The 17,757-nt window shown below is 57.3% G+C and carries 21 protein-coding genes and 1 tRNA gene; 14 read left to right on the top strand and 8 right to left on the bottom strand.

The window, feature by feature from the left end:
• Nucleotides 1-233 precede the first annotated feature (233 nt).
• Both ACQQ2Q_RS01625 and ACQQ2Q_RS01630 read left to right on the top strand, forming a co-directional pair.
• Nucleotides 234-1,259 (top strand): porin, encoded by a 1,026-nt coding sequence (locus tag ACQQ2Q_RS01625; protein ID WP_428185273.1) that lies wholly within the window; start codon nt 234-236, stop codon nt 1,257-1,259.
• Nucleotides 1,260-1,487: 228 nt separating this feature from the next.
• Nucleotides 1,488-2,417 carry a tyrosine-type recombinase/integrase gene (locus tag ACQQ2Q_RS01630; protein ID WP_428185274.1) on the top strand — a complete coding sequence of 310 codons (930 nt, stop codon included), beginning with the start codon at nt 1,488-1,490 and terminating at the stop codon, nt 2,415-2,417.
• A gap of 109 nt (nt 2,418-2,526) precedes the next feature.
• On the opposite strand, the gene ACQQ2Q_RS01635 is transcribed toward ACQQ2Q_RS01630, so the two are convergent.
• Complete coding sequence (locus ACQQ2Q_RS01635) at nt 2,527-3,747, bottom strand: NAD(P)/FAD-dependent oxidoreductase (protein ID WP_428185275.1); 1,221 nt, start codon at nt 3,745-3,747, stop codon at nt 2,527-2,529.
• A 329-nt stretch (nt 3,748-4,076) separates the two neighbouring features.
• Here ACQQ2Q_RS01635 and ACQQ2Q_RS01640 point away from each other — a divergent pair, with 329 nt between their 5' ends.
• The gene (locus tag ACQQ2Q_RS01640) at nt 4,077-5,300 is read left to right on the top strand and encodes an acyl-CoA dehydrogenase (RefSeq protein ID WP_428185276.1); all 1,224 of its coding nucleotides are present in this window, start codon (nt 4,077-4,079) and stop codon (nt 5,298-5,300) included.
• A 244-nt stretch (nt 5,301-5,544) separates the two neighbouring features.
• Here the strand turns inward: ACQQ2Q_RS01640 and ACQQ2Q_RS01645 are convergent, their stop codons facing one another.
• Nucleotides 5,545-6,111, bottom strand: coding sequence for a GNAT family N-acetyltransferase (locus ACQQ2Q_RS01645; protein ID WP_428185277.1), 567 nt, complete (start codon nt 6,109-6,111; stop codon nt 5,545-5,547).
• An 84-nt stretch (nt 6,112-6,195) separates the two neighbouring features.
• Complete coding sequence (locus tag ACQQ2Q_RS01650; RefSeq protein WP_428185278.1) at nt 6,196-6,918, bottom strand: helix-turn-helix transcriptional regulator; 723 nt, start codon at nt 6,916-6,918, stop codon at nt 6,196-6,198.
• Between the two features lie 98 nt (nt 6,919-7,016).
• Here ACQQ2Q_RS01650 and ACQQ2Q_RS01655 point away from each other — a divergent pair, with 98 nt between their 5' ends.
• The 4 genes from ACQQ2Q_RS01655 to ACQQ2Q_RS01670 all read left to right on the top strand — a co-directional run bounded on the left by ACQQ2Q_RS01655 (nt 7,017) and on the right by ACQQ2Q_RS01670 (nt 9,894).
• Complete coding sequence (locus ACQQ2Q_RS01655) at nt 7,017-7,415, top strand: VOC family protein (protein WP_428185279.1); 399 nt, start codon at nt 7,017-7,019, stop codon at nt 7,413-7,415.
• Nucleotides 7,416-7,939: 524 nt separating this feature from the next.
• Nucleotides 7,940-8,031, top strand: a tRNA-OTHER gene (locus tag ACQQ2Q_RS01660).
• Nucleotide 8,032: 1 nt separating this feature from the next.
• Complete coding sequence (locus tag ACQQ2Q_RS01665) at nt 8,033-8,956, top strand: hypothetical protein (protein WP_428185280.1); 924 nt, start codon at nt 8,033-8,035, stop codon at nt 8,954-8,956.
• A gap of 200 nt (nt 8,957-9,156) precedes the next feature.
• The gene (locus tag ACQQ2Q_RS01670) at nt 9,157-9,894 is read left to right on the top strand and encodes a hypothetical protein (RefSeq protein WP_428185281.1); all 738 of its coding nucleotides are present in this window, start codon (nt 9,157-9,159) and stop codon (nt 9,892-9,894) included.
• Nucleotides 9,895-10,124: 230 nt separating this feature from the next.
• Here ACQQ2Q_RS01670 and ACQQ2Q_RS01675 read toward each other — a convergent pair whose 3' ends face one another.
• The gene (locus tag ACQQ2Q_RS01675; RefSeq protein ID WP_428185282.1) at nt 10,125-10,571 is read right to left on the bottom strand and encodes a glyoxalase superfamily protein; all 447 of its coding nucleotides are present in this window, start codon (nt 10,569-10,571) and stop codon (nt 10,125-10,127) included.
• A gap of 322 nt (nt 10,572-10,893) precedes the next feature.
• On the opposite strand from ACQQ2Q_RS01675, the gene ACQQ2Q_RS01680 reads away from it, so the two are divergent.
• Nucleotides 10,894-11,247, top strand: coding sequence for a hypothetical protein (locus tag ACQQ2Q_RS01680; protein WP_428185283.1), 354 nt, complete (start codon nt 10,894-10,896; stop codon nt 11,245-11,247).
• 61 nt (nt 11,248-11,308) lie between these two features.
• On the opposite strand, the gene ACQQ2Q_RS01685 is transcribed toward ACQQ2Q_RS01680, so the two are convergent.
• Nucleotides 11,309-11,767, bottom strand: a complete 459-nt coding sequence (locus tag ACQQ2Q_RS01685; RefSeq protein ID WP_428185284.1) for a host attachment family protein — start codon at nt 11,765-11,767, stop codon at nt 11,309-11,311.
• 243 nt (nt 11,768-12,010) lie between these two features.
• Here ACQQ2Q_RS01685 and ACQQ2Q_RS01690 point away from each other — a divergent pair, with 243 nt between their 5' ends.
• Nucleotides 12,011-12,436 (top strand): PilZ domain-containing protein, encoded by a 426-nt coding sequence (locus tag ACQQ2Q_RS01690; RefSeq protein WP_428185285.1) that lies wholly within the window; start codon nt 12,011-12,013, stop codon nt 12,434-12,436.
• Between the two features lie 172 nt (nt 12,437-12,608).
• Nucleotides 12,609-13,718, top strand: a complete 1,110-nt coding sequence (locus tag ACQQ2Q_RS01695) for a pyridoxal phosphate-dependent aminotransferase (RefSeq protein ID WP_428185286.1) — start codon at nt 12,609-12,611, stop codon at nt 13,716-13,718.
• 188 nt (nt 13,719-13,906) lie between these two features.
• Here ACQQ2Q_RS01695 and ACQQ2Q_RS01700 read toward each other — a convergent pair whose 3' ends face one another.
• Entirely contained in the window at nt 13,907-14,173 is a 267-nt protein-coding gene (locus ACQQ2Q_RS01700; RefSeq protein WP_428185287.1) for a sel1 repeat family protein, read from the bottom strand.
• Between the two features lie 531 nt (nt 14,174-14,704).
• On the opposite strand from ACQQ2Q_RS01700, the gene ACQQ2Q_RS01705 reads away from it, so the two are divergent.
• Nucleotides 14,705-15,043, top strand: coding sequence for a DUF2147 domain-containing protein (locus tag ACQQ2Q_RS01705; protein ID WP_428185288.1), 339 nt, complete (start codon nt 14,705-14,707; stop codon nt 15,041-15,043).
• 79 nt (nt 15,044-15,122) lie between these two features.
• On the opposite strand, the gene ACQQ2Q_RS01710 is transcribed toward ACQQ2Q_RS01705, so the two are convergent.
• Entirely contained in the window at nt 15,123-15,335 is a 213-nt protein-coding gene (locus tag ACQQ2Q_RS01710; RefSeq protein WP_428185289.1) for a tautomerase family protein, read from the bottom strand.
• A 60-nt stretch (nt 15,336-15,395) separates the two neighbouring features.
• Nucleotides 15,396-16,136, bottom strand: coding sequence for an SDR family oxidoreductase (locus tag ACQQ2Q_RS01715; RefSeq protein WP_428185290.1), 741 nt, complete (start codon nt 16,134-16,136; stop codon nt 15,396-15,398).
• Nucleotides 16,137-16,236: 100 nt separating this feature from the next.
• Between ACQQ2Q_RS01715 and ACQQ2Q_RS01720 the strand changes: the two genes are divergently transcribed.
• The 3 genes from ACQQ2Q_RS01720 to ACQQ2Q_RS01730 all read left to right on the top strand — a co-directional run bounded on the left by ACQQ2Q_RS01720 (nt 16,237) and on the right by ACQQ2Q_RS01730 (nt 17,632).
• The gene (locus ACQQ2Q_RS01720; RefSeq protein WP_428185291.1) at nt 16,237-17,130 is read left to right on the top strand and encodes a LysR substrate-binding domain-containing protein; all 894 of its coding nucleotides are present in this window, start codon (nt 16,237-16,239) and stop codon (nt 17,128-17,130) included.
• Nucleotides 17,131-17,267: 137 nt separating this feature from the next.
• Nucleotides 17,268-17,429, top strand: a complete 162-nt coding sequence (locus ACQQ2Q_RS01725; protein ID WP_428185292.1) for a hypothetical protein — start codon at nt 17,268-17,270, stop codon at nt 17,427-17,429.
• 26 nt (nt 17,430-17,455) lie between these two features.
• Complete coding sequence (locus tag ACQQ2Q_RS01730; protein ID WP_428185293.1) at nt 17,456-17,632, top strand: hypothetical protein; 177 nt, start codon at nt 17,456-17,458, stop codon at nt 17,630-17,632.
• Nucleotides 17,633-17,757: the final 125 nt, after the last annotated feature.

Consider the following 17,757-nt stretch of genomic DNA (forward strand, 5'->3'; position numbering starts at 1 on the left):
TCGCCGCCAGCACCCCGTTTGTGTCCTTTCAGCAACATCATGGACGGAAGGGGGGGCAGAAAAGTTTCAAACGACGGTTTGTTGATTGCATGACGGCATTCATTTTGTATTTTCAACATCGGAAGCGAGGCGGTGGATCGTCCGTCTTCTGAATATCGACGGGGATGGGGCAGGGAATGCTGTCCTTCAGCCAAAACACCCAGACCCATATCAAACTTGACTGGAGGTCAATAATGAACATCAAGAGCCTTTTGCTCGGTTCCGCTGCCGCACTTGCTGCAGTTTCTGGCGCGCAGGCCGCTGACGCCATCGTCGCTGCTGCTCCTGAGCCTATGGAATACGTTCGCGTTTGCGACGCTTTCGGCACCGGCTACTTCTATATCCCTGGCACTGAAACCTGCCTGCAGATCTCTGGTGCGATGCGCTTCCAGGTCGACTTCGGCACGCAGGATAGCCGTGACGCTAACGGTAGCAGCGCTTCTGGCTGGTACGGCGACGACTGGGACATGAAGACCCTTGCTTGGGTTAACTTCTCGGCCAAGAGCGACACCGAACTCGGTGTTCTTGAGTCCTACATCACCTTCGAAATGGACACATCGAACAACGGCGGCAACGATATCTATGCTGACTCGGCATATATCGCTCTCGGCGGCTTCCAGGCTGGTTGGTTCTACAGCTGGTGGGATTCGAGCATTGCTGGCGAAACCGACAGCCTCGGCGACACAACCGAATTCGTCTCGGTTGCATACACTTACGCAGCCGACGCTTTCACAGCTGGCATCTCGCTGGACGAACTCGAAGGTGACACATACCACGATATCGGTGTGACCGGTTACCTCGCTGTTGCCTTCGGTCCAGTGTCCGCAAACCTGCTCGGTTCGTACGACAACAACACCGAAGAAGGCGCTATCCGCGGTATCGTTAAGGCTGATGTTGGTCCCGGTTCGCTTCAGGTTGCTGCTGTCTACTCGACAGGCGACAACGCCTACTGGGATCAGTCCGAGTGGTCGATTGCTGCTTCGTACGCCCTCAAGGCTACTGAAAAGCTGACCATCACCCCGTCTGTTCAGTACTGGGATGACTACACCAAGAGCGGTGCATCGGGCGTAGCAGCTTACGGCAACGGCGAAGAGCGCTTCCTTTACGGCGTAACCTTCGACTACTACCCAGTCGAAAACCTGCTTGCTCGCGCTACCGTCGAGTATGACGATGTAACCGAAGACTTCGGCGGTTACTTCCGTCTGCAGCGTTCGTTCTAATTCGATCATCTGATCGAAACGGGAACCCGGCCTTAGGGCCGGGTTTTCTGCCCTCTGAAAGGGCGATGGCCGACAATGCGATGGGACCGTATTTGAAGCCTTTGTAAGATAGATATGTGAATACGATGGGACCGTATTGCTGCATATCGTTTATTGACTATAACAATTTGCTCCACTACTCAGTGTGCGGCGAGCGTTTTTCGTTCGTCTCTTTAAGGGGGACTGGTTTTGAGCAGCGTAGAGGCCGGTATCGGCGCGTCGTTCGTTACGGGTAATGTACCCGAGTACAGCGTAAACTATCAGCATGGCGAAAGAGCCAGGCTATCTGTCGTGAAAAATACGTCGTTGCGGGAGATGTTTCGCAAATATGGTGACATCCTGTGGATGAACGGTCCTCACAAATACAATGTGACGAATTTCATCCACGAAATGCACGACCTTCTGGTTGAACCGGAATTCGCCTGTTTCAGCCAGGATATGCTCGACAGCCTGATTGGCATCCTGCGCAAGCGCGGTAACAGTAACGCAACGATCAATCGCAAGATGGCGGCCCTTAGCAAATTGCTGCGAAAGGCCAACAAGATGGGCGAGATTCACAGCTTGCCGGAGTTCAAACGCCAAAAGGAAAGTGCGGGACGAATCCGCTTTCTCGACGGCGTGGAAGAACACGATCTGTTTGAAGCCATCCGGTCCCAGTCGGATGACTATTATCGTCTCTGTGTCTTCCTGGTGGATTCCGGAGCACGTCTGAGCGAAGCGCTCAATCTGCGCTGGAACGATATCTCCGATTGCCGCGCGACCTTCTGGGTCACCAAATCCGGCCGCAGCCGCTCGGTTCCGTTGACCGATCGCGCCCGCAAGGCCGTTGAAAACGGCGATCGTCGCAAGCCCGGCCCCTTTTCCATGATCGATCAGCAGCGTTTTCGCACCTGCTGGCATGCCTGCAAGGCCACTGTCGGTCTTGGCGACGACAAGGATGTTGTTCCGCACGTCCTGCGCCACACATGCGCATCGCGTCTGGTTCAGGGTGGTATCGATATCCGCCGTGTGCAGATGTGGCTGGGTCACCAGACATTGTCCATGACCATGCGTTATGCGCATCTGGCATCGCATGATCTGGATATGTGCATACCTATTCTGGAGCGTGGCGGGCGCTAGGGCGCAGCAAGTCCCGCCCCTCGCCCGCTATCTGAAAATCCCTGTACGATCCACGCCAAGGGGAATGTACCGCGAACCGGACAGTGCCCCCCACCCCCTCGATACAATTCTATTGCAGCAGCTGTTTGAGATCCGCCTGAGGATCGGCCAGAATCGCCAGATCAGGCGTTATCTTGCCGGTATCCAGCAGGCGTTTGCCGGTCACATAAGCCTTCGCATCGTTGATCGCATCGACTGCGATCAGTTCCCCATGGGAAAAATACCAGACCGACCGGCTGCCTTCGCGGCTGCCCGGACGAACCAGAGTTTCATCGAAACCGAGATTGAAGCCTGCGATCTGCAGCTTGACATCGTATTGATCCGACCAGAACCACGGCTTTGGGCGATAGGGCTCTGTTCCACCGACCAGCAGGCACGCTACGGCTTCCGCCTGATCGATGGCATTCTGCACCGATTCCAGGCGCACCTGCGCGCCCTTCCACGGAAGAACGGCACAATCGCCCATAGCGTAAATGTTCGGATCGGACGAACGCGCATATTCATCGACGACGATACCGTTCGACGTCGCAAGGCCTGCTGCAGTCGCCAGCGCATCATTGGCGCTGGCACCGATCCCGGCAATCACGAGATCAACTGCCATCGTCGTGCCGTCGGCCAGTTCGGCGCCGGTGACATGTCCGTTCTCTCCGATCAACCGCACCAGACCGGTCTTTTCGCGAATGGTCACGCCATGGCTTTCGTGGATCGCCCGCATGGCATCGGCTGTTTCCCGCGAGGCGACACGCTGTAAAATGCGCTCCCCCATTTCGATCACGGTGACATCCAGACCGAGATTGCGGGCCACGGCTGCTGCCTCAAGGCCGATATAGCCGCCGCCGACCACCAGCAGTGTGCGACCCGGCTTCATCTCCACCGCCAGGCAATCCGCATCGGCCTTGTCGCGCACGACAAACACGCCTTTCAGATCGCCTCCAATGGCTGCCGGCAGGCGGCGCGGCGTGGAGCCGGTGGCAAAGGCCAGTGTGCCATAGGCGATTTCTTCCCCGCCCCGGCACGTGACTGTCTGTGCCGCAGGGTCGATGGCGTCTACCCATGTGGAGAGCTTGAGCTCGACTTTGTTTTCCACAAACCATTCAGCCGGACGGAAGGTCAGGCGCTCGAACGTCATCTCGCCGAGCAGATATTTCTTGGAAAGCGGCGGTCGCTGATAGGGGATCTCCGGTTCGGCACCGATCATGGTGATCGGCCGCATGTCGCCCAGCATTCTCAGTTTGGCAGAAAGCGCAAAACCTGCCTGCCCTGCCCCGATGATGACCAGCCTGTCCGTCACGCCGTACTCCTGCCATGCACTGAAGTTCCCGTCTTGCGGCGGGCAATCTGCGGTCCAGCGATACCGTGACGGTATCACCCCGTCAAGGATGGCAGGGCCGGCAAACGGCGTCATGGGTGGTAACCATATATGTCGCCGGCTCGACAACCCCGTGCCTATCCAAAGAAGACGCAACGCACCCAACAACTCATTCCCCAGTGGAATGATTTAAGTCCTCGCCGCAAGATCGAGAATGAGATGAAAAGCCTGAATCTTCGGGCTTTTCTCGGAGACAAAGCTGTTGTACCTATGGTCGCAAAACAAGCAGCCATTCCCGGAAGGACGCACCCATGAGTGACCATCACACCGCAACGCCCGAACAGGCCCGCGCCAGGATGGCGCATTTCGTGTGGGAAGATCCTTTTCTGCTGGAAGATCAGCTGACTGACGAAGAGCGGATGATCCGCGATACGGCGCGCGCCTATTGTCAGGACAAACTGATGAGCCGCGTGACCGAGGCCAACCGCCATGAAATCTTCCACCGCGAAATCATGAGCGAGATGGGCGAGCTTGGCCTTCTTGGTCCCACCATTCCGGAGGAATTCGGCGGCGTTGGCGCCAATTACGTGGCCTATGGACTGGTTGCCCGCGAAGTCGAGCGGGTCGATTCCGGCTATCGTTCGGCCATGTCGGTGCAGTCCTCGCTGGTCATGCATCCGATCTTCGCCTTCGGCACGGATGAACAGCGGGCGAAATATCTGCCCAAGCTCGCGTCTGGCGAATGGGTCGGCTGCTTCGGTCTCACCGAACCCGATCACGGTTCCGATCCCGGCTCCATGATCACCCGCGCAAAGAAGGTCGATGGCGGCTATTCCATCTCGGGCGCCAAGAACTGGATCACCAATTCACCGATCGCGGATGTGGCCGTGGTCTGGGCGAAATCGGATGCCCATGACGGCAAGATCAAGGGTTTTGTGCTTGAGCGCGGCATGAAGGGCTTCGAGACGCCGAAGATCGAGGGCAAGTTCTCGCTCAGGGCTTCGGCCACCGGCATGATCCAGATGCAGGACGTGTTCGTGCCGGAAGAAAACCTTCTGCCGCATGTGTCGGGTCTGGCCGGCCCGTTCGGCTGCCTCAACCGCGCCCGTTACGGCATTGCCTGGGGCGCCATGGGTGCTGCCGAATTCTGCTGGCATGCTGCGCGCCAATATACGCTCGACCGCAAGCAGTTCGGAAAGCCGCTGGCCGCCACCCAGTTGATCCAGAAGAAGCTTGCCGACATGGAAACCGAGATCGCGCTTGGCCTTCAGGGGTGCCTGCGTCTCGGCCGCCTGTTTGACGAACACCGGGCACCGGCCGAACTGATCTCGCTGATGAAGCGCAACAATTGCGGCAAGGCTCTCGATATCGCCCGGGTCTCGCGCGACATGCATGGCGGCAATGGCGTGTCTGACGAATATGGCGTGATCCGCCACGTGATGAACCTGGAAGCCGTCAATACCTATGAAGGCACCCACGATATCCACGCGCTCATCTTGGGCCGTGCGCAGACCGGTCTGCAAGCGTTTCAATAAGGATTGCGGCGGTCGCCCGCATCAAGTGCGGCGACCGCCGATTTCTATGGATTTGCGTGAGATAAGGGTGGGGCCGCCCTTATCGCATTCGCCGGATAATCCCCCCATTGCGCCCGTTCACACCGGCCGCAAGATTTTCCGCGGCAGCCACGCGGCTTATCTGGCCTCACCTCCCTGACCGAGATGGGGAAGCGGACCAAGGCTCTTGCCCGCGATCACCAACAGGCAGCCCTGGACAGGTGGTTTAACGTCGATCCCATTCATGCCGCAGAATGGCGTACTGCATGGTGTTTTCGTAGATCGGATTTCCGGCGCTGTCGTTCTGGAACGTGACATATTCCAGGAATAGGCCTTCTTTTCGCATGCCAAGCTTTTCGCACAGCCGCCGCGACGAGGTGTTGTGATCCTCGACATAGGCGTAGATGCGCCTTTTATTCCGACGCGTGAATAAGTCTTCAAACAGGGCCTGTGCGGCTTCGAACGCATAGCCTTCGCCACTGAACAGTGGATTGAAGTTCCAGCCCACAGATACCGTGTCAGATTGTTGCGCTTTTTCTTCATCGTCCGGCCAATCGGCATCTGGATGGACGAACAGGTCGCCGATGAGGTCGCCCGATTCCTGCAGGCAAACGGCGACATACTCGTCGTCGCCAGCGCGCTTTAGAACCTCGCTTTCGGATGCCGCCAGATCGGCGAGTTTTAGCGAGAAGAAGCAACTCGCAGTCGGCTCCCGCAGATAGGCGAACAAGGCCTCCGCATCGCCCATACGGAAATTCCTGATCGCCAGACGGTCGGTTCGGATCGGTTTCAACGGCTCATTTTCCTGGGTTCCAGATTGATGGCATAACAAACGCTGCCATCGCGGCGTTGCGCTGACGCGCGCGCAGCCTGTCCGCTATAGGGCAACATTATCCCCCGCAGTTTGGAGCCGCATCAACTCTTGCGCCCGCCATCTTTGCCAACGGTGGCGCAGATCTCCCGAACGCAACCCGATCGGCTGATCGAGAATGTCCGCAGATTGAATCCTGTCGCATCGAAAGTGGCGAAAACCCGCCCGCAATTCGCACCAGCCGATCAACAGACGGCTTGTCTCCGCATAACCCAAAGTGACCGGCCAGACCACTCTTTCTGTCGTTTTTCCATCCAATGTACGGTAGACGATGAGCAGCTTGCGCCCATCGCGGATCGATTGACGCAGTTTCGCGGCAAGCCCATCTTCGGGTTCGGGAAAGAGCGGTTGTCGCGCGGCAATGCTCGGCTCGGCGATGAACGGCCGAAGCTCTTCAGGGATCGCCGCTGTCACTTTCGCAACGAGGTCACGCGCGGCATTGGCCAGCAAACGGTCGGAATGGGCCGTGACCCATTGCGCACCCAAAACCAAAGCCTCGATTTCGTCGACGGTCAGCATCAGCGGCGGCATGTCGTAATTGCGATCGAGCACATAGCCAAATCCTGCCTCGCCCTGGATGGGGACACGCTGGCCGATGAGATCGGCGATGTCGCGGTAGACGGTGCGCTTGGACACTTCCAGCTCTTCGGCGATTGCAGCCGCCGTCACCGCCCGCTCCGAACGGCGCAATATCTGGATGATCTGAAACAAACGGTCGGCACGGCGCATCGCTACTGACTCCTGCTGCCATAATGGTGGCAAGAGGGCTGTGCCACAAGCAACGGGTCGCAAATTTAACGATCAGCCCTCAAACCAATGGCAAAAGAATGAAACTCGCATCAGTCCGCCTCATTGCAGCCGATCTGAACAAGATGGTCGCTTTTTATGAAATGGTCATTGGCGTCAAGGCCGAATGGCTTGCGCCGGTTTTTGCCGAAATCGTCTGCCCCGGTGCGACGCTGGCAATCGGCGCAGCCGAAACCGTCGCACTTTGGAAAGCAGGAAGCGGCGAGGCAGGATCGAACCGTACCGCCTATCTGGAATTTCAGGTCGAGGATATCGATGCGGAATTCGAGCGGCTAAAGGAAAGGGTGCCACTGGTGCACGACATGAAGACGATGCCCTGGGGCAACAGGACGTTTCAATTCCGCGACCCGGAAGGAAATGCAGTATCGTTTTACATGCCGGAAACGGCGGCGGCCAGGCACCGCTTCGCCTCCAGATAGAATTTACAAACGAGCCCTTCATTGCACGCGACAAGAATTTGTCTTGGATCGATCGAGCGGGATCTGTGAAAGGCGGGTATGGACGCGCAAAGAAGGGGGTGCTCTCAACACCACCTAATCATCGCCCTGTGTCGAAAGCAATTTCGAGCCAGCTGCGCGTAAAATATCCGCCTTGACCATTCATGGACCTTGAACCCGCCAGTCCCCTCCCGGCCCCCTTGCGGAAATCATTTCTGCTTCGCGCCGCGATTTCGGCCGTTCAGTCTTCTTTTGAATCCTCTGAAAGATGCCGCCCGCCAAATCAGACAGTATGACTAACTTGGGGTGGATTCCTGCCCGACAGCTCTCGGCTGGCAACACATGGAAGCAGACAGAGTTTTCACCCTGGCGCCCGATTGCCGTCGCCGGCGATGCATTACTTCAAATTTCGAAATTGACGGTATAAAATCTTGTCGCGACTGCTGTTGCACTTCAAGAAGTCTATTTTCCTTGCATTCCTGGTGTCCGCTCGTCTAACGTAGCTTGCGCCGTAGCTCTGATTTGAGCACCGCCTTTAAAGGGCTCTATATGCTCCTTCAAAGCGGACGGGCGCGTTCAATTCGCGCACGGCGTACCAAATGTCTTATGAACTGAAGAGAACTGAAGCTCGGGCTGTCTTCAAACGGCTTCTCGGACAGGCCAATCATTTTTTGATTACAATATTGATTGGCTTGCAAGCGGTCAGAGACGGGACAGCTACGCCGGACGAAGAGTTCAGGACGTCATGGAACCCTAAGAGTGCAAAGGATTCGGCAGACCGAAGCCGGATGTTTTCACTGGATCTTGCTCTAGTCCGCGCGGTTGATGCACTTGACACCTATATGATGCGCACAAATAGGAAGCCATTTGCTATTTCTGCGTCTGCTTTCCGAAGTGCGATGGATGGAACTGGGCAGAGTGTGAGCAAGAGGCTTTCGGTCTTCCTGGCCCACGCTGGTCCGTTGCCTCCGGAACACGCTGCCCTCCTAAGCCTTGGGATTGCTTGGAGAAACCGAAGGGTTCACTCCTTGTCAGATAATGACATAACGGCAGACGAACGGGATTGCCTGAAATCTAAGCATACCGAGCTTCAGCGTGACTACGCGGGTCTGTTGATTAATGATATGTTAAAGCATTTTGACGCTTCGGAGCCGCCTCACTTTAAGGAAGCCGCTGCCGTTATACGTGCCGCGCAAAATGCTGTCGGATTTTTCGACATTGAGTTGTTGAGGCAACTTGATCTGGAAGATTATTTGGCTGGTTTGCTCTCCGAACGACTTGGGAAGGGGCCGCTTGATCAGGACAGGAACCGTACACATGCGGTGAGGCAGACTTGGGGGCATCCTATCGCAAAAGAAAACAAAGTACTGCGTGTGCTCAATATGGTCGGCGTACACAAGGCAGCGACATCACAAGGCTCTGCGAAGAAGCCTGTCTTTGCACGTAGTGTGCCAGATTGCCTCGTCGATCGAATCGTAAGCATGGATCAAGCAGAAGCCTTGGAATTCATCGCCGCAGACTGATATTTTATGTTAATGAGGTGGTTGGGCTCGCCATCTCGTTGAGCTGTGCGGCTGCAATAACCTCAAGTTTGACCCCTGAGCCGGCAGTTCCCTGCCTGAGGGCCAATAGTGGCGGCTTTGGAAAAGGATCAATAGATGTCTATCATGATGGTCAGTTTCGAAATGTTGTGTCCGTTCGGTCGACCAGAAATCGACCTGAGGTGAGCTCCGAGCAAGAGAGGAAGCGCACCCCTCGAAATTTCATCGCCAGTTACGATAGCGAGGCACCGCTCGAGTATCAAACTCGTGCGGTCGCCTTCTTCGATATCCTAGGCTGGGGGCAAGCCGTGGAAGAATCGGAGTCCAACTCTGAGCTCAGGAAAATCCTATTGAACGCAGTGTGGTCTTTTGTGGCGCGGACGCGAGATTATGTTGAGACGGAAACTTCAGATCAGCCGTCGCGAGATGAATATTCGCAGTTTTCCGACAGCTTGATAATCTCCTTTCCCTACTCAGATTACCATGACCTGTTCCGGCTGCTAAAGTTCGTCACGGAATTCCAGACCAGCATGTTGATGCTCGGGCTGCCGATACGTGGGGGAGTGACCGTCGGTCCGCTATTCCATATGAATGCGATCGCGTTCGGACCAGCGCTGAACTGCGCGTATCATCTCGAAAGCAAGGTCGCGAAGATGCCTCGAGTTATCATCGACCGAGCGCTTGACTTCGATGTTGAGGCTGCGGCTTCGAACCTGCCGAGAGATTGGCATTTTGTCTTGCTCGCCGACGACGGCTACTACGAAACCGACTTCTTGACTGGCTACGCCAGGAGTGAAGAGCTTGCACAAATCATTCAGTGCAAGATCGACAACTGGGTTGAGCAGCACCGCAACGACGAAGGCATCCTCGCGAAATACCTTTGGCTTAGAGCCCGCTGGAATGCCTCCCGAGCTATGTAAGTGGAACGGCGGTATCCGCGAAGCCGTCGGTGACCTTGCAACTACCGCAACGGGGTCGGAAGCGGGCATGGAGGTTGCTGGCGCTCATGGCAGCTATTTCTTCCTCCATTCCAAACCCGCCCTTCCCCTCCCGGCCCCATTTCAACCATTGCGCCAAAGCCCGGCTCCACCTCCGCCCCCTGCTTATACGAAGGGGCGGAGCTGCCCGATTTGCCTTGTCCCACCTACCCTCACCGATCCAGCACGATTTGCGGGCGGCCGTTGGAGGTTTGTCTTGGGGAGACGCCTTTCCTGTCGATGGTGCCGTTCACACGTTGGCGAAAGGCCGAAAAGCTGTCGAAGGTGACGACATCGACCGGTTCGTCGAAATGCAGCGTGATGGCGTAGAAGTCGCTGTCGGAGAGTTGTTGCAAGGCAAGCACCTTGCCGGTGAAACGCTGGCCGAGATATTCGCCGGAGACCAGAGCGCCGACCGATGCCGGCGGCAAGGGTGCGTTGTCGTGGCGGCTGGCCAGCGCTGCGAGTGTGTTCCAGTCGCGCACGCCATGGCTTTTGGCCACCAGTTCGAGTGCGCGGCTGTGGCCAACCGGAGTTCCGGCAGCGGACATGGCCTGGCGCAGGCGTTTGGCCTGGGCCTTGAGGTCGTCAATCGTCAGATGTGCCATTGATGTGGACATGGCTTGCCTCTTTCCTGAACAGGCATGCGACAACTGAAACAAGGGACCCGCATTGCCCCATTTGCGCATGCGCAGGATGGGCTGAACCAGTTTTAGAAAAGAGGACTTAACCAGGGGCAATTATGCCTGCGGGCGGCCGGTGCCTCGAACCGTTTCGAGATATGCAAGGGCTGTGCGATCCTGTCAAGCGGGGCCGATCCGAGAGTCTTCGCAGTTGTGGCAGATCGGCGCAGATTGTTGGGATTTGAAGAAATCTCTTCACCCTTCATGCGTAAAGCTGCGCTATAGTGGGTACCTAAAAAACAAGTCTGGGGAGGGTGCCATGCCCTTGCAAACGACGCCTAAGACGACACAGGACATACCGCCGGACCAGATCTATGAGAAATTCAGGATCGACCGGCCGGGGCGGATCATATTTGTCGGCCATCGCCTGAGCACAACCAGTTCGATGCGCTGCCTCATTCAATCGATCTCGCGTTACGGAGCCGAACTCGAGGTGAGCCCCCAGTTCGATGTGCCGGCCCATTTTTTCCTGGAAATTCTGGGCATTCACGACGAGATCGGCTGCACGGTCATCCGCCGCGAGGAAGAAAAGGTCACGGTTGGCTTCAATATGCTGATCGACCCCGAATTCCTGCATCATGTGGTGCGGCTGTCCTTCGAACTCAGCCAGTGATGTGACAAAAGCCGACACAGCCTTCAAGGGCGTGCCGGCTTTCGTCCTCGTTCGGATCGGCTCAGGCGGCCCTGAGCCTGGTCAGATGCTTTTCGATATCCGTGATTGGCTGATTGGTCAGATCCTTCGGAATTTCAGCGCTCGCCGCATCCGTCGATGCCGCATTGAGATGCTGTCTCAAGGTGCCAAGCGCTGACGGCGGTGCGATCAGCACGTAATCCTCTATGGTCTTGTCATAGACCATCTCGTTGACCCGTTCGGCGGTCCTTTTCAAAAACGCCTCCTCGGCCTGCGCATGAAGGTCTGTCTCTTCCATGGCGCTTCTTCCATTCCCGACCGACTGGTGCGAGCGACCGGGCCGATCGGCACCCAGATCCCGGCTTGGCTCATCCTCCTGGGACGACCGTTCGGCCACACGCAAATTCAGCTTTTCGGTATCGCCGTCATTTTGAATGAACAAAGCCCGCGCGCCGTCGCAGACAATCACCCAGGACTTGGTTGGTACTTTGAATTGGCTCATGTGGTTTTCTCCTGTCGTCGATGACACCGAATTGGTGTGCCAATCGGTAACAAGTGCGGTTGAGCCGTTGTTCCATGAATTACCGTTCATCAATTGCTTGCGTTCGGGAAACCGGGAATTTTCAGAGGCTCGGGCCATCGACCCAAGTGTAAAAGTTTAACCTTTTCATTGACCTGACAGGAACAGTTTTCAGGCAGCATGCTGATTGAGGATATTCTTGAACACCAAGGATCGAGGGACAGCATGCAGTCTGGAACACATCTGGCGACGGTCAATTCCGAAATGTACGAGCGGCGCTGGGACCGGTATCAGGTGCGCCGCCCCGCCCGTGTGTGGACAGTCAGCCCCTGCATGAACAACATCTCCATCCGCAACTGCGAAATCCTGGATATTTCCCGCGGCGGCGCGGGGCTGGAAATGTCGACCTCGGCCGGCCTCGGCCTGCATTACTATATTGAGGTCATCGGCATTTCCCGCCGGATCGGCTGTGCGGAAGCCTATCGCAACGGCACGCGCGTCGGGGTGAAGTTCATTGCGCCCATTCCCGATGACATCCTGCAGCAGATCATCCGTGCGGACTTCCTGATGGGGGACGATGTGCGCCAGAAACGTCCCGGTCCAACCGTCGGCTTTCCGCCCGGCATGGGGCGCAGGCCGCGCGATTTTTAAGACCCGTCGCGGCATCTCCCCTTTGTCACGCCTGTCCTGACGAAGGCGCGCAAATCCTTTTTCATTTCCGGTCTTTCTGCGGCCTTGGCGTGCTTGCACAGCGCGAATTAGCCCCTATTGTGGGCGCGCCTATTCCAGATGCCCTCTTTCAAATGCCCGGGAAACTTCAGAAATGTCCGCATTCCAGCGCTTTACACCGTTGATCAGCGCCCTGCCCTCCACCGTTCCATTTGTCGGTCCCGAAGCCATCGAGCGTAATCGCGGCCTCAAGGTCAAGGCCCGGATCGGCGCCAATGAAAGTGGTTTCGGCCCTGCGCCCTCCGTGCTGCAGGCCATCCGCGACAATGCCGGCGAGGTCTGGTGCTATGCGGATCCGGAAAACTTTCAGCTGAAACAGGCTCTCGCCCGGCATCTTGGCGTCGCTGCCGCCAATATTGCCGTTGGCGAGGGCATTGACGATCTGCTCGGTTTGATCGTGCGCATGGTCATCGAACCCGGCATGCCGGTTGTGACATCTCTTGGCGGCTATCCCACGTTCAACTTTCATGTCACCGGCTTCGGCGGGCGGCTGGTGACAGTGCCCTATGTCGATGATCGCGAAGATCTCGACGGACTGCTGGATGCGGTTCGCCGTGAGAATGCGCCGATCGTCTATTTCGCCAATCCCGACAATCCGATGGGAAGCTGGTGGGATGCAGACAGCATCGTCTCCTTTGCCAGGGCGCTGCCGGAAACGACTTTGTTGATTCTGGACGAGGCCTATAGCGAGACGGCGCCAGAGGGTTCGGTGCCCGAAATCGATGCGTTGATCGATTGCCCGAACGTGATCCGCACCCGCACATTCTCCAAGGCCTATGGACTGGCCGGCGCTCGTATCGGCTACACCATCAGCACGCCGGAAACCGCGATCTATTTCGACAAGATCCGCAATCATTTCGGCATGCCACGCCTTTCGGTCATTGCAGCACTGGCAGCCCTTGAGGATCAGGCCTATCTCGGCCAGACGATTGCCGCCATCAAGACCTCGCGCGACAGGATTGCCGCCATCGCCGAGACGAACGGGCTGAAGCCGCTGGCATCCGCGACCAATTTCGTCACCATCGATTGCGGGCGTGATGGCGCCTATGCAAAATCCGTAGTCGACGGATTGATGGAGCATGGGGTGTTCATCCGCATGCCGGGCGTCGCACCGCTCAATCGATGCGTGCGCATTTCAGCCGGTGTTCCAGCCGCCATGGACCTTCTTGAAGCTTCGCTTCCAGATGTGTTGAAAGCGCTCTAGCGGGTCAGGATAACCAACGGAAGCCAAACGTAAAAAGAACCGCGCCGGCCTTGTTCCTGCCGGTCGCGGTTCTGATGTGTTGGCATCGGCCCCGTCCAAAGGTCCCCCGCCACGGTCCCCTCGCAAGAGGGTTCTTTTTTATTGTGTCGCGCCGGGCCGTCGGCCCGGAGAATTGTGTGATCAGACGATCAGTGCATTGTCATCCAGTCGCGGGCAGCGCGCAGCGCCTCGGCGAGCTGGAGCTTGCTCATGGTCTGGGCCAGATCGGCGCGCAATTCAGCGGCGCGGTCGCAGCCCTTGATCGCGGCGATGTTCAGCCACTTGTGGGCCGAAACGAGGTCGACGTTGCAACCGCGGCCGGTGGCATACATCAGCCCCATATCGCGGAATACATCAGCTTTGGTTTCGCCACCCATGGTGGCCATTTCTGAAGTGTGCATTTCAAAGCGTGCCATTGGTACTATCCCTGTTAAAAAGCTTGTCTGTTCCGTCTGCCCTGTTTTGCCCTTGCGATCCGCTTGTCGGGTCCGGTCCGTCTTCTGCGGCTCCGTCTCGACCCTTCAAGCGTCGGCAGGTTTTCCCTGCTCGTTTGATGAGCCCACTATGCCAAACGGGCTTCAACAGGCGCTTAAAAGGCAGAGTTAATTTGCTGAAAACAAAGTACAAATTGTTCGTAAACTTGGGAATTTGTTAAGCATCGCTGCCCCTGAGAACAGTGGGATTTGGCGAAAATTTTACGGATTCTTCATGCGATGGTTTAAACGGAAAATTCACCACGATTTTCGTTCCCGTTTTTATGAAAAACCGGAATCGCTGGTTTTCGCATGGAAAAATGCAGCCGGAGACAGCCGTCTCCCCACTTTACCTTTACGTGCGCGTAAGTTATTTCTTAACCGATGGCACGCGCCGGGTGGAGCGGTGAAACCATTGCCAACATGATGCCAGGCCTAAATCAGGCACCGGCATCGCTATCGGGAGGAACAACATTGATACGGGAACTCATTCTTGGCGCCGCTCTGGCGCTGTCGGTCACAAGCGTACAGGCAGCCGAACCCATTCAAGGTCAATGGAAGACGGCAAGCGGCGCGACCGCCGATATCTCGCCCTGCGGCGGCGCATTCTGCGTCACGCTGAAGAGCGGCAAGCATGCCGGCAAACAGATCGGCAAGATGCGCGGTGCCGGCGATGCCTACAAGGGCGAGATCACCGACCCGGAAACCGACAAGACCTATGCCGGGTCCGGAACCGTGTCCGGCAATTCCCTGAAGATGAAAGGCTGCGTGCTGGCGGTTCTGTGCAAGAGCCAGACCTGGACACGTCTCTGATCCGCATCCGACATTATGATGAATAGACTGAAGGCCCGGGCATCCTCAGGCCCGGGCCTTCGCCTCCCGTTTGGTCAGATCAGTCTTTCGCCCGGTAACTTTCGGGGATGGTGAAGACCTCATCGGCACGTGCATAGCCCCCATCCTTGACTTCTTCGATCAGCACCATGGTGTGCGGACGTGCGGCCTCGGTGAAATAGTCCACCATCATATCGGTGGCGCGATGGACGATCTCTTCCTTCTGCTGCTTCGACAGCGCTCCTTGCGGAGTCTTGATATTGATGAACGGCATGATGCGGTCCTTTCGCTTCGTTGGTGATGGGTTTGATGGAGACAAGCAGGCAGGCGGCGCTCAGATCACGCCGCCGTTGGCGCGGATGACCTGCCCATTGACCCATCCGGCATCCGGGCTGGCGAGGAAGGAGACGACATTGGCAATGTCGTCCGGCTGGCCGAGACGCTTGAAGGGGTTCATGCCGGCAATGGTCTTGACCAGTTCGTCCGGCTTGCCCTGCATGAACAGATCGGTTTCGACCGGACCGGGGGCAACCGCATTGACGGTGATATTTCGGGCACCAAGCTCCTTGGCAAGAATATGGGTCATCGCCTCGACGGCAGCCTTGGTGGCGGCATAGACGCCGTAGGTTGGCTGGTAGAGGCCGACAACGCTGGAGGAGAAGGAGATGATGCGACCGCCATCGCGCAATCGCCTGGCACCTTCCCGCATGCCCCGGAATACGCCTCCAAGATTGACGGCAATCTGCCGCTCGAACGCGTCATCCTCGACGGACGCCAGAGGCGAGAGCTGCATCATGCCGGCATTGTTGACGAGGATGTCGACGCCGCCGAACGCCTCTTCGGCCGCATCGAACAGCGAAGCCATGGCATGCGCGGTGCCGATATCCGCCGCGACCGCAAGCGCTCGACCGCCATCGGCCTCGATCTTCGACACCACGGCATTGGCCGCCTCGGCATCGCGGGAATAATTGACGACAACGGCCATACCGTCCTTGGCAAGGCGCTGGGCGATAGCCGCGCCAATGCCCTTGGAGGAGCCGGTGACGATTGCGGTCTTCTGTTTATGTTCAGTCATGGTTTTCTCCTTGGTTGGTGAACAGGAGATAGAACCGAACCCGCAACCAAACAATAACACCATAATTGACATGTTAATTCGTCTGTGATGAACAATGAAAATGGACCGTCTTGACCGCATGCATCTGTTCACCCGGGTCGTCGACCGGCGCAGCTTTAGTGCTGCTGCCAGCGATCTCGGCTTGGCGCGCTCGACAGCGACGGAAGCGATCAAGCAGCTGGAGGCCGAGCTCGGTGCCCGGTTGCTGGAGCGGACGACACGCGTTGTACGCCCGACACTGGATGGTCAGGCCTATTACCAGCGATGCCAGCAGATCCTCACCGAATTCGAGGAGGCAAACTCCGCCTTTCGCAATGCGGAGCCGCAGGGCTTGTTGCGGATCGACGCGCACCCGCTTTTGACCCATACCTATCTGTTGCCCAAATTGCCGGAATTTCTGGCCCGCAATCCCAAACTCGATCTGCATATCGGCCAGGGCGACCGGATCGTCGATCTGGTGCGCGAGGGTGTGGACTGCGTTCTGCGCGCCGGCAGTCAGCCGGATAGTGGCCTGATCATGCGACACCTCACCGATATTCGCGAAGTGACCTGCGCAAGCCCCGATTATCTGGCGCGGCACGGCATGCCCGCTTCGCCCGAACAACTGGGCGGTCATCAATGCGTGGGCTTTGTATCCTCGCGCACGGGAACGGTAATGCCGCTCGAATTCACCGTTGGGGGCGAATTGCGCATGGTCGAGTTGCCGAGCCGGGTGACGGTCAACAATTCTGACACCATGGCAGAACTCGCGCGCCTCGGCTTCGGCCTCATCCAGGCGCCGCGCTACCGGCTCAAACCCGATCTGGACCGGGGCACGCTTGTGGAAGTCCTGCCCGACCATCCCCCTTCGCCCACGCCCTTGTCTGCGCTCTATCCCCAGAACCGCCAGCTTTCACCGCGACTGCGGGTATTTCTCGATTGGGTGTCTGGTATCTTTGCAGCGGCCGAGATCTGAAACCGGCCTCGCGCAGCCAAACCCCACATCTTTCCCGCTGTTAACGCTTCTGAACGCTGGATGAATGCCCGCATCAGCAAGCGTTCAGGCAGCCTCTGTCATAAAGGGTCCAACGATCTGGAAGAGGATTGAGGGACATGGGAAAACTGGCACGGCGCTTTACGATCTTCACGTTGACAATGACGGTTTTCGCTCTGGTGATGAGCGCCCTCGTTGAAAAGCCCGAGCAGCGCGTTCATCGCGGCACCAGCATTCCCTGCTTTCACCCCAACAGCATTTTCTGCGTCGCTCAAAGCTGATGCCACAAACACGGGATACCAGGACAATGACAAACTCGCTGACCAACACTTTTTCTTCCGGCCTTCGCCTTGCGCTGATGGCCGTCATGCTGCTGGGGCCGCTTGCAGCCCTGGGCATGGCCAAGAGCGGCGAACCGGTGATTGCCAAACAGGGCGCGGGCCTTGTTCTTTTCGTCAGCCTGCAGCGCCAGTCGATGAGCTGATTTTGAGAGTTCAGGACCAGGACGCGTCAGGTCTGGCCTGAAAATCGCGAACACGTCGCAACAAACCGCATATTTTTTTGAATTTCGTCATTGAACCGTCGCTTGCCTGCCAAAAACTCCACTCT

Origin of the sequence: Agrobacterium sp. ES01, assembly GCF_050320885.1 — a bacterium.
In the GTDB taxonomy this organism is placed as follows: domain Bacteria; phylum Pseudomonadota; class Alphaproteobacteria; order Rhizobiales; family Rhizobiaceae; genus Allorhizobium.

Coding starts and splice junctions, on each gene's coding strand:
- ACQQ2Q_RS01690 (WP_428185285.1), top strand. CDS start 12,011: ATGCAGTCTGGAACACATCTGGCGACGGTCAATTCCGAAATGTACGAG.
- ACQQ2Q_RS01675 (WP_428185282.1), bottom strand. CDS start 10,571: ATGTCCACATCAATGGCACATCTGACGATTGACGACCTCAAGGCCCAG.
- ACQQ2Q_RS01710 (WP_428185289.1), bottom strand. CDS start 15,335: ATGCCGTTCATCAATATCAAGACTCCGCAAGGAGCGCTGTCGAAGCAG.
- ACQQ2Q_RS01625 (WP_428185273.1), top strand. CDS start 234: ATGAACATCAAGAGCCTTTTGCTCGGTTCCGCTGCCGCACTTGCTGCA.
- ACQQ2Q_RS01685 (WP_428185284.1), bottom strand. CDS start 11,767: ATGAGCCAATTCAAAGTACCAACCAAGTCCTGGGTGATTGTCTGCGAC.
- ACQQ2Q_RS01730 (WP_428185293.1), top strand. CDS start 17,456: ATGACAAACTCGCTGACCAACACTTTTTCTTCCGGCCTTCGCCTTGCG.
- ACQQ2Q_RS01720 (WP_428185291.1), top strand. CDS start 16,237: ATGGACCGTCTTGACCGCATGCATCTGTTCACCCGGGTCGTCGACCGG.
- ACQQ2Q_RS01725 (WP_428185292.1), top strand. CDS start 17,268: ATGGGAAAACTGGCACGGCGCTTTACGATCTTCACGTTGACAATGACG.
- ACQQ2Q_RS01650 (WP_428185278.1), bottom strand. CDS start 6,918: ATGCGCCGTGCCGACCGTTTGTTTCAGATCATCCAGATATTGCGCCGT.
- ACQQ2Q_RS01715 (WP_428185290.1), bottom strand. CDS start 16,136: ATGACTGAACATAAACAGAAGACCGCAATCGTCACCGGCTCCTCCAAG.
- ACQQ2Q_RS01695 (WP_428185286.1), top strand. CDS start 12,609: ATGTCCGCATTCCAGCGCTTTACACCGTTGATCAGCGCCCTGCCCTCC.
- ACQQ2Q_RS01700 (WP_428185287.1), bottom strand. CDS start 14,173: ATGGCACGCTTTGAAATGCACACTTCAGAAATGGCCACCATGGGTGGC.
- ACQQ2Q_RS01640 (WP_428185276.1), top strand. CDS start 4,077: ATGAGTGACCATCACACCGCAACGCCCGAACAGGCCCGCGCCAGGATG.
- ACQQ2Q_RS01655 (WP_428185279.1), top strand. CDS start 7,017: ATGAAACTCGCATCAGTCCGCCTCATTGCAGCCGATCTGAACAAGATG.
- ACQQ2Q_RS01665 (WP_428185280.1), top strand. CDS start 8,033: ATGTCTTATGAACTGAAGAGAACTGAAGCTCGGGCTGTCTTCAAACGG.
- ACQQ2Q_RS01680 (WP_428185283.1), top strand. CDS start 10,894: ATGCCCTTGCAAACGACGCCTAAGACGACACAGGACATACCGCCGGAC.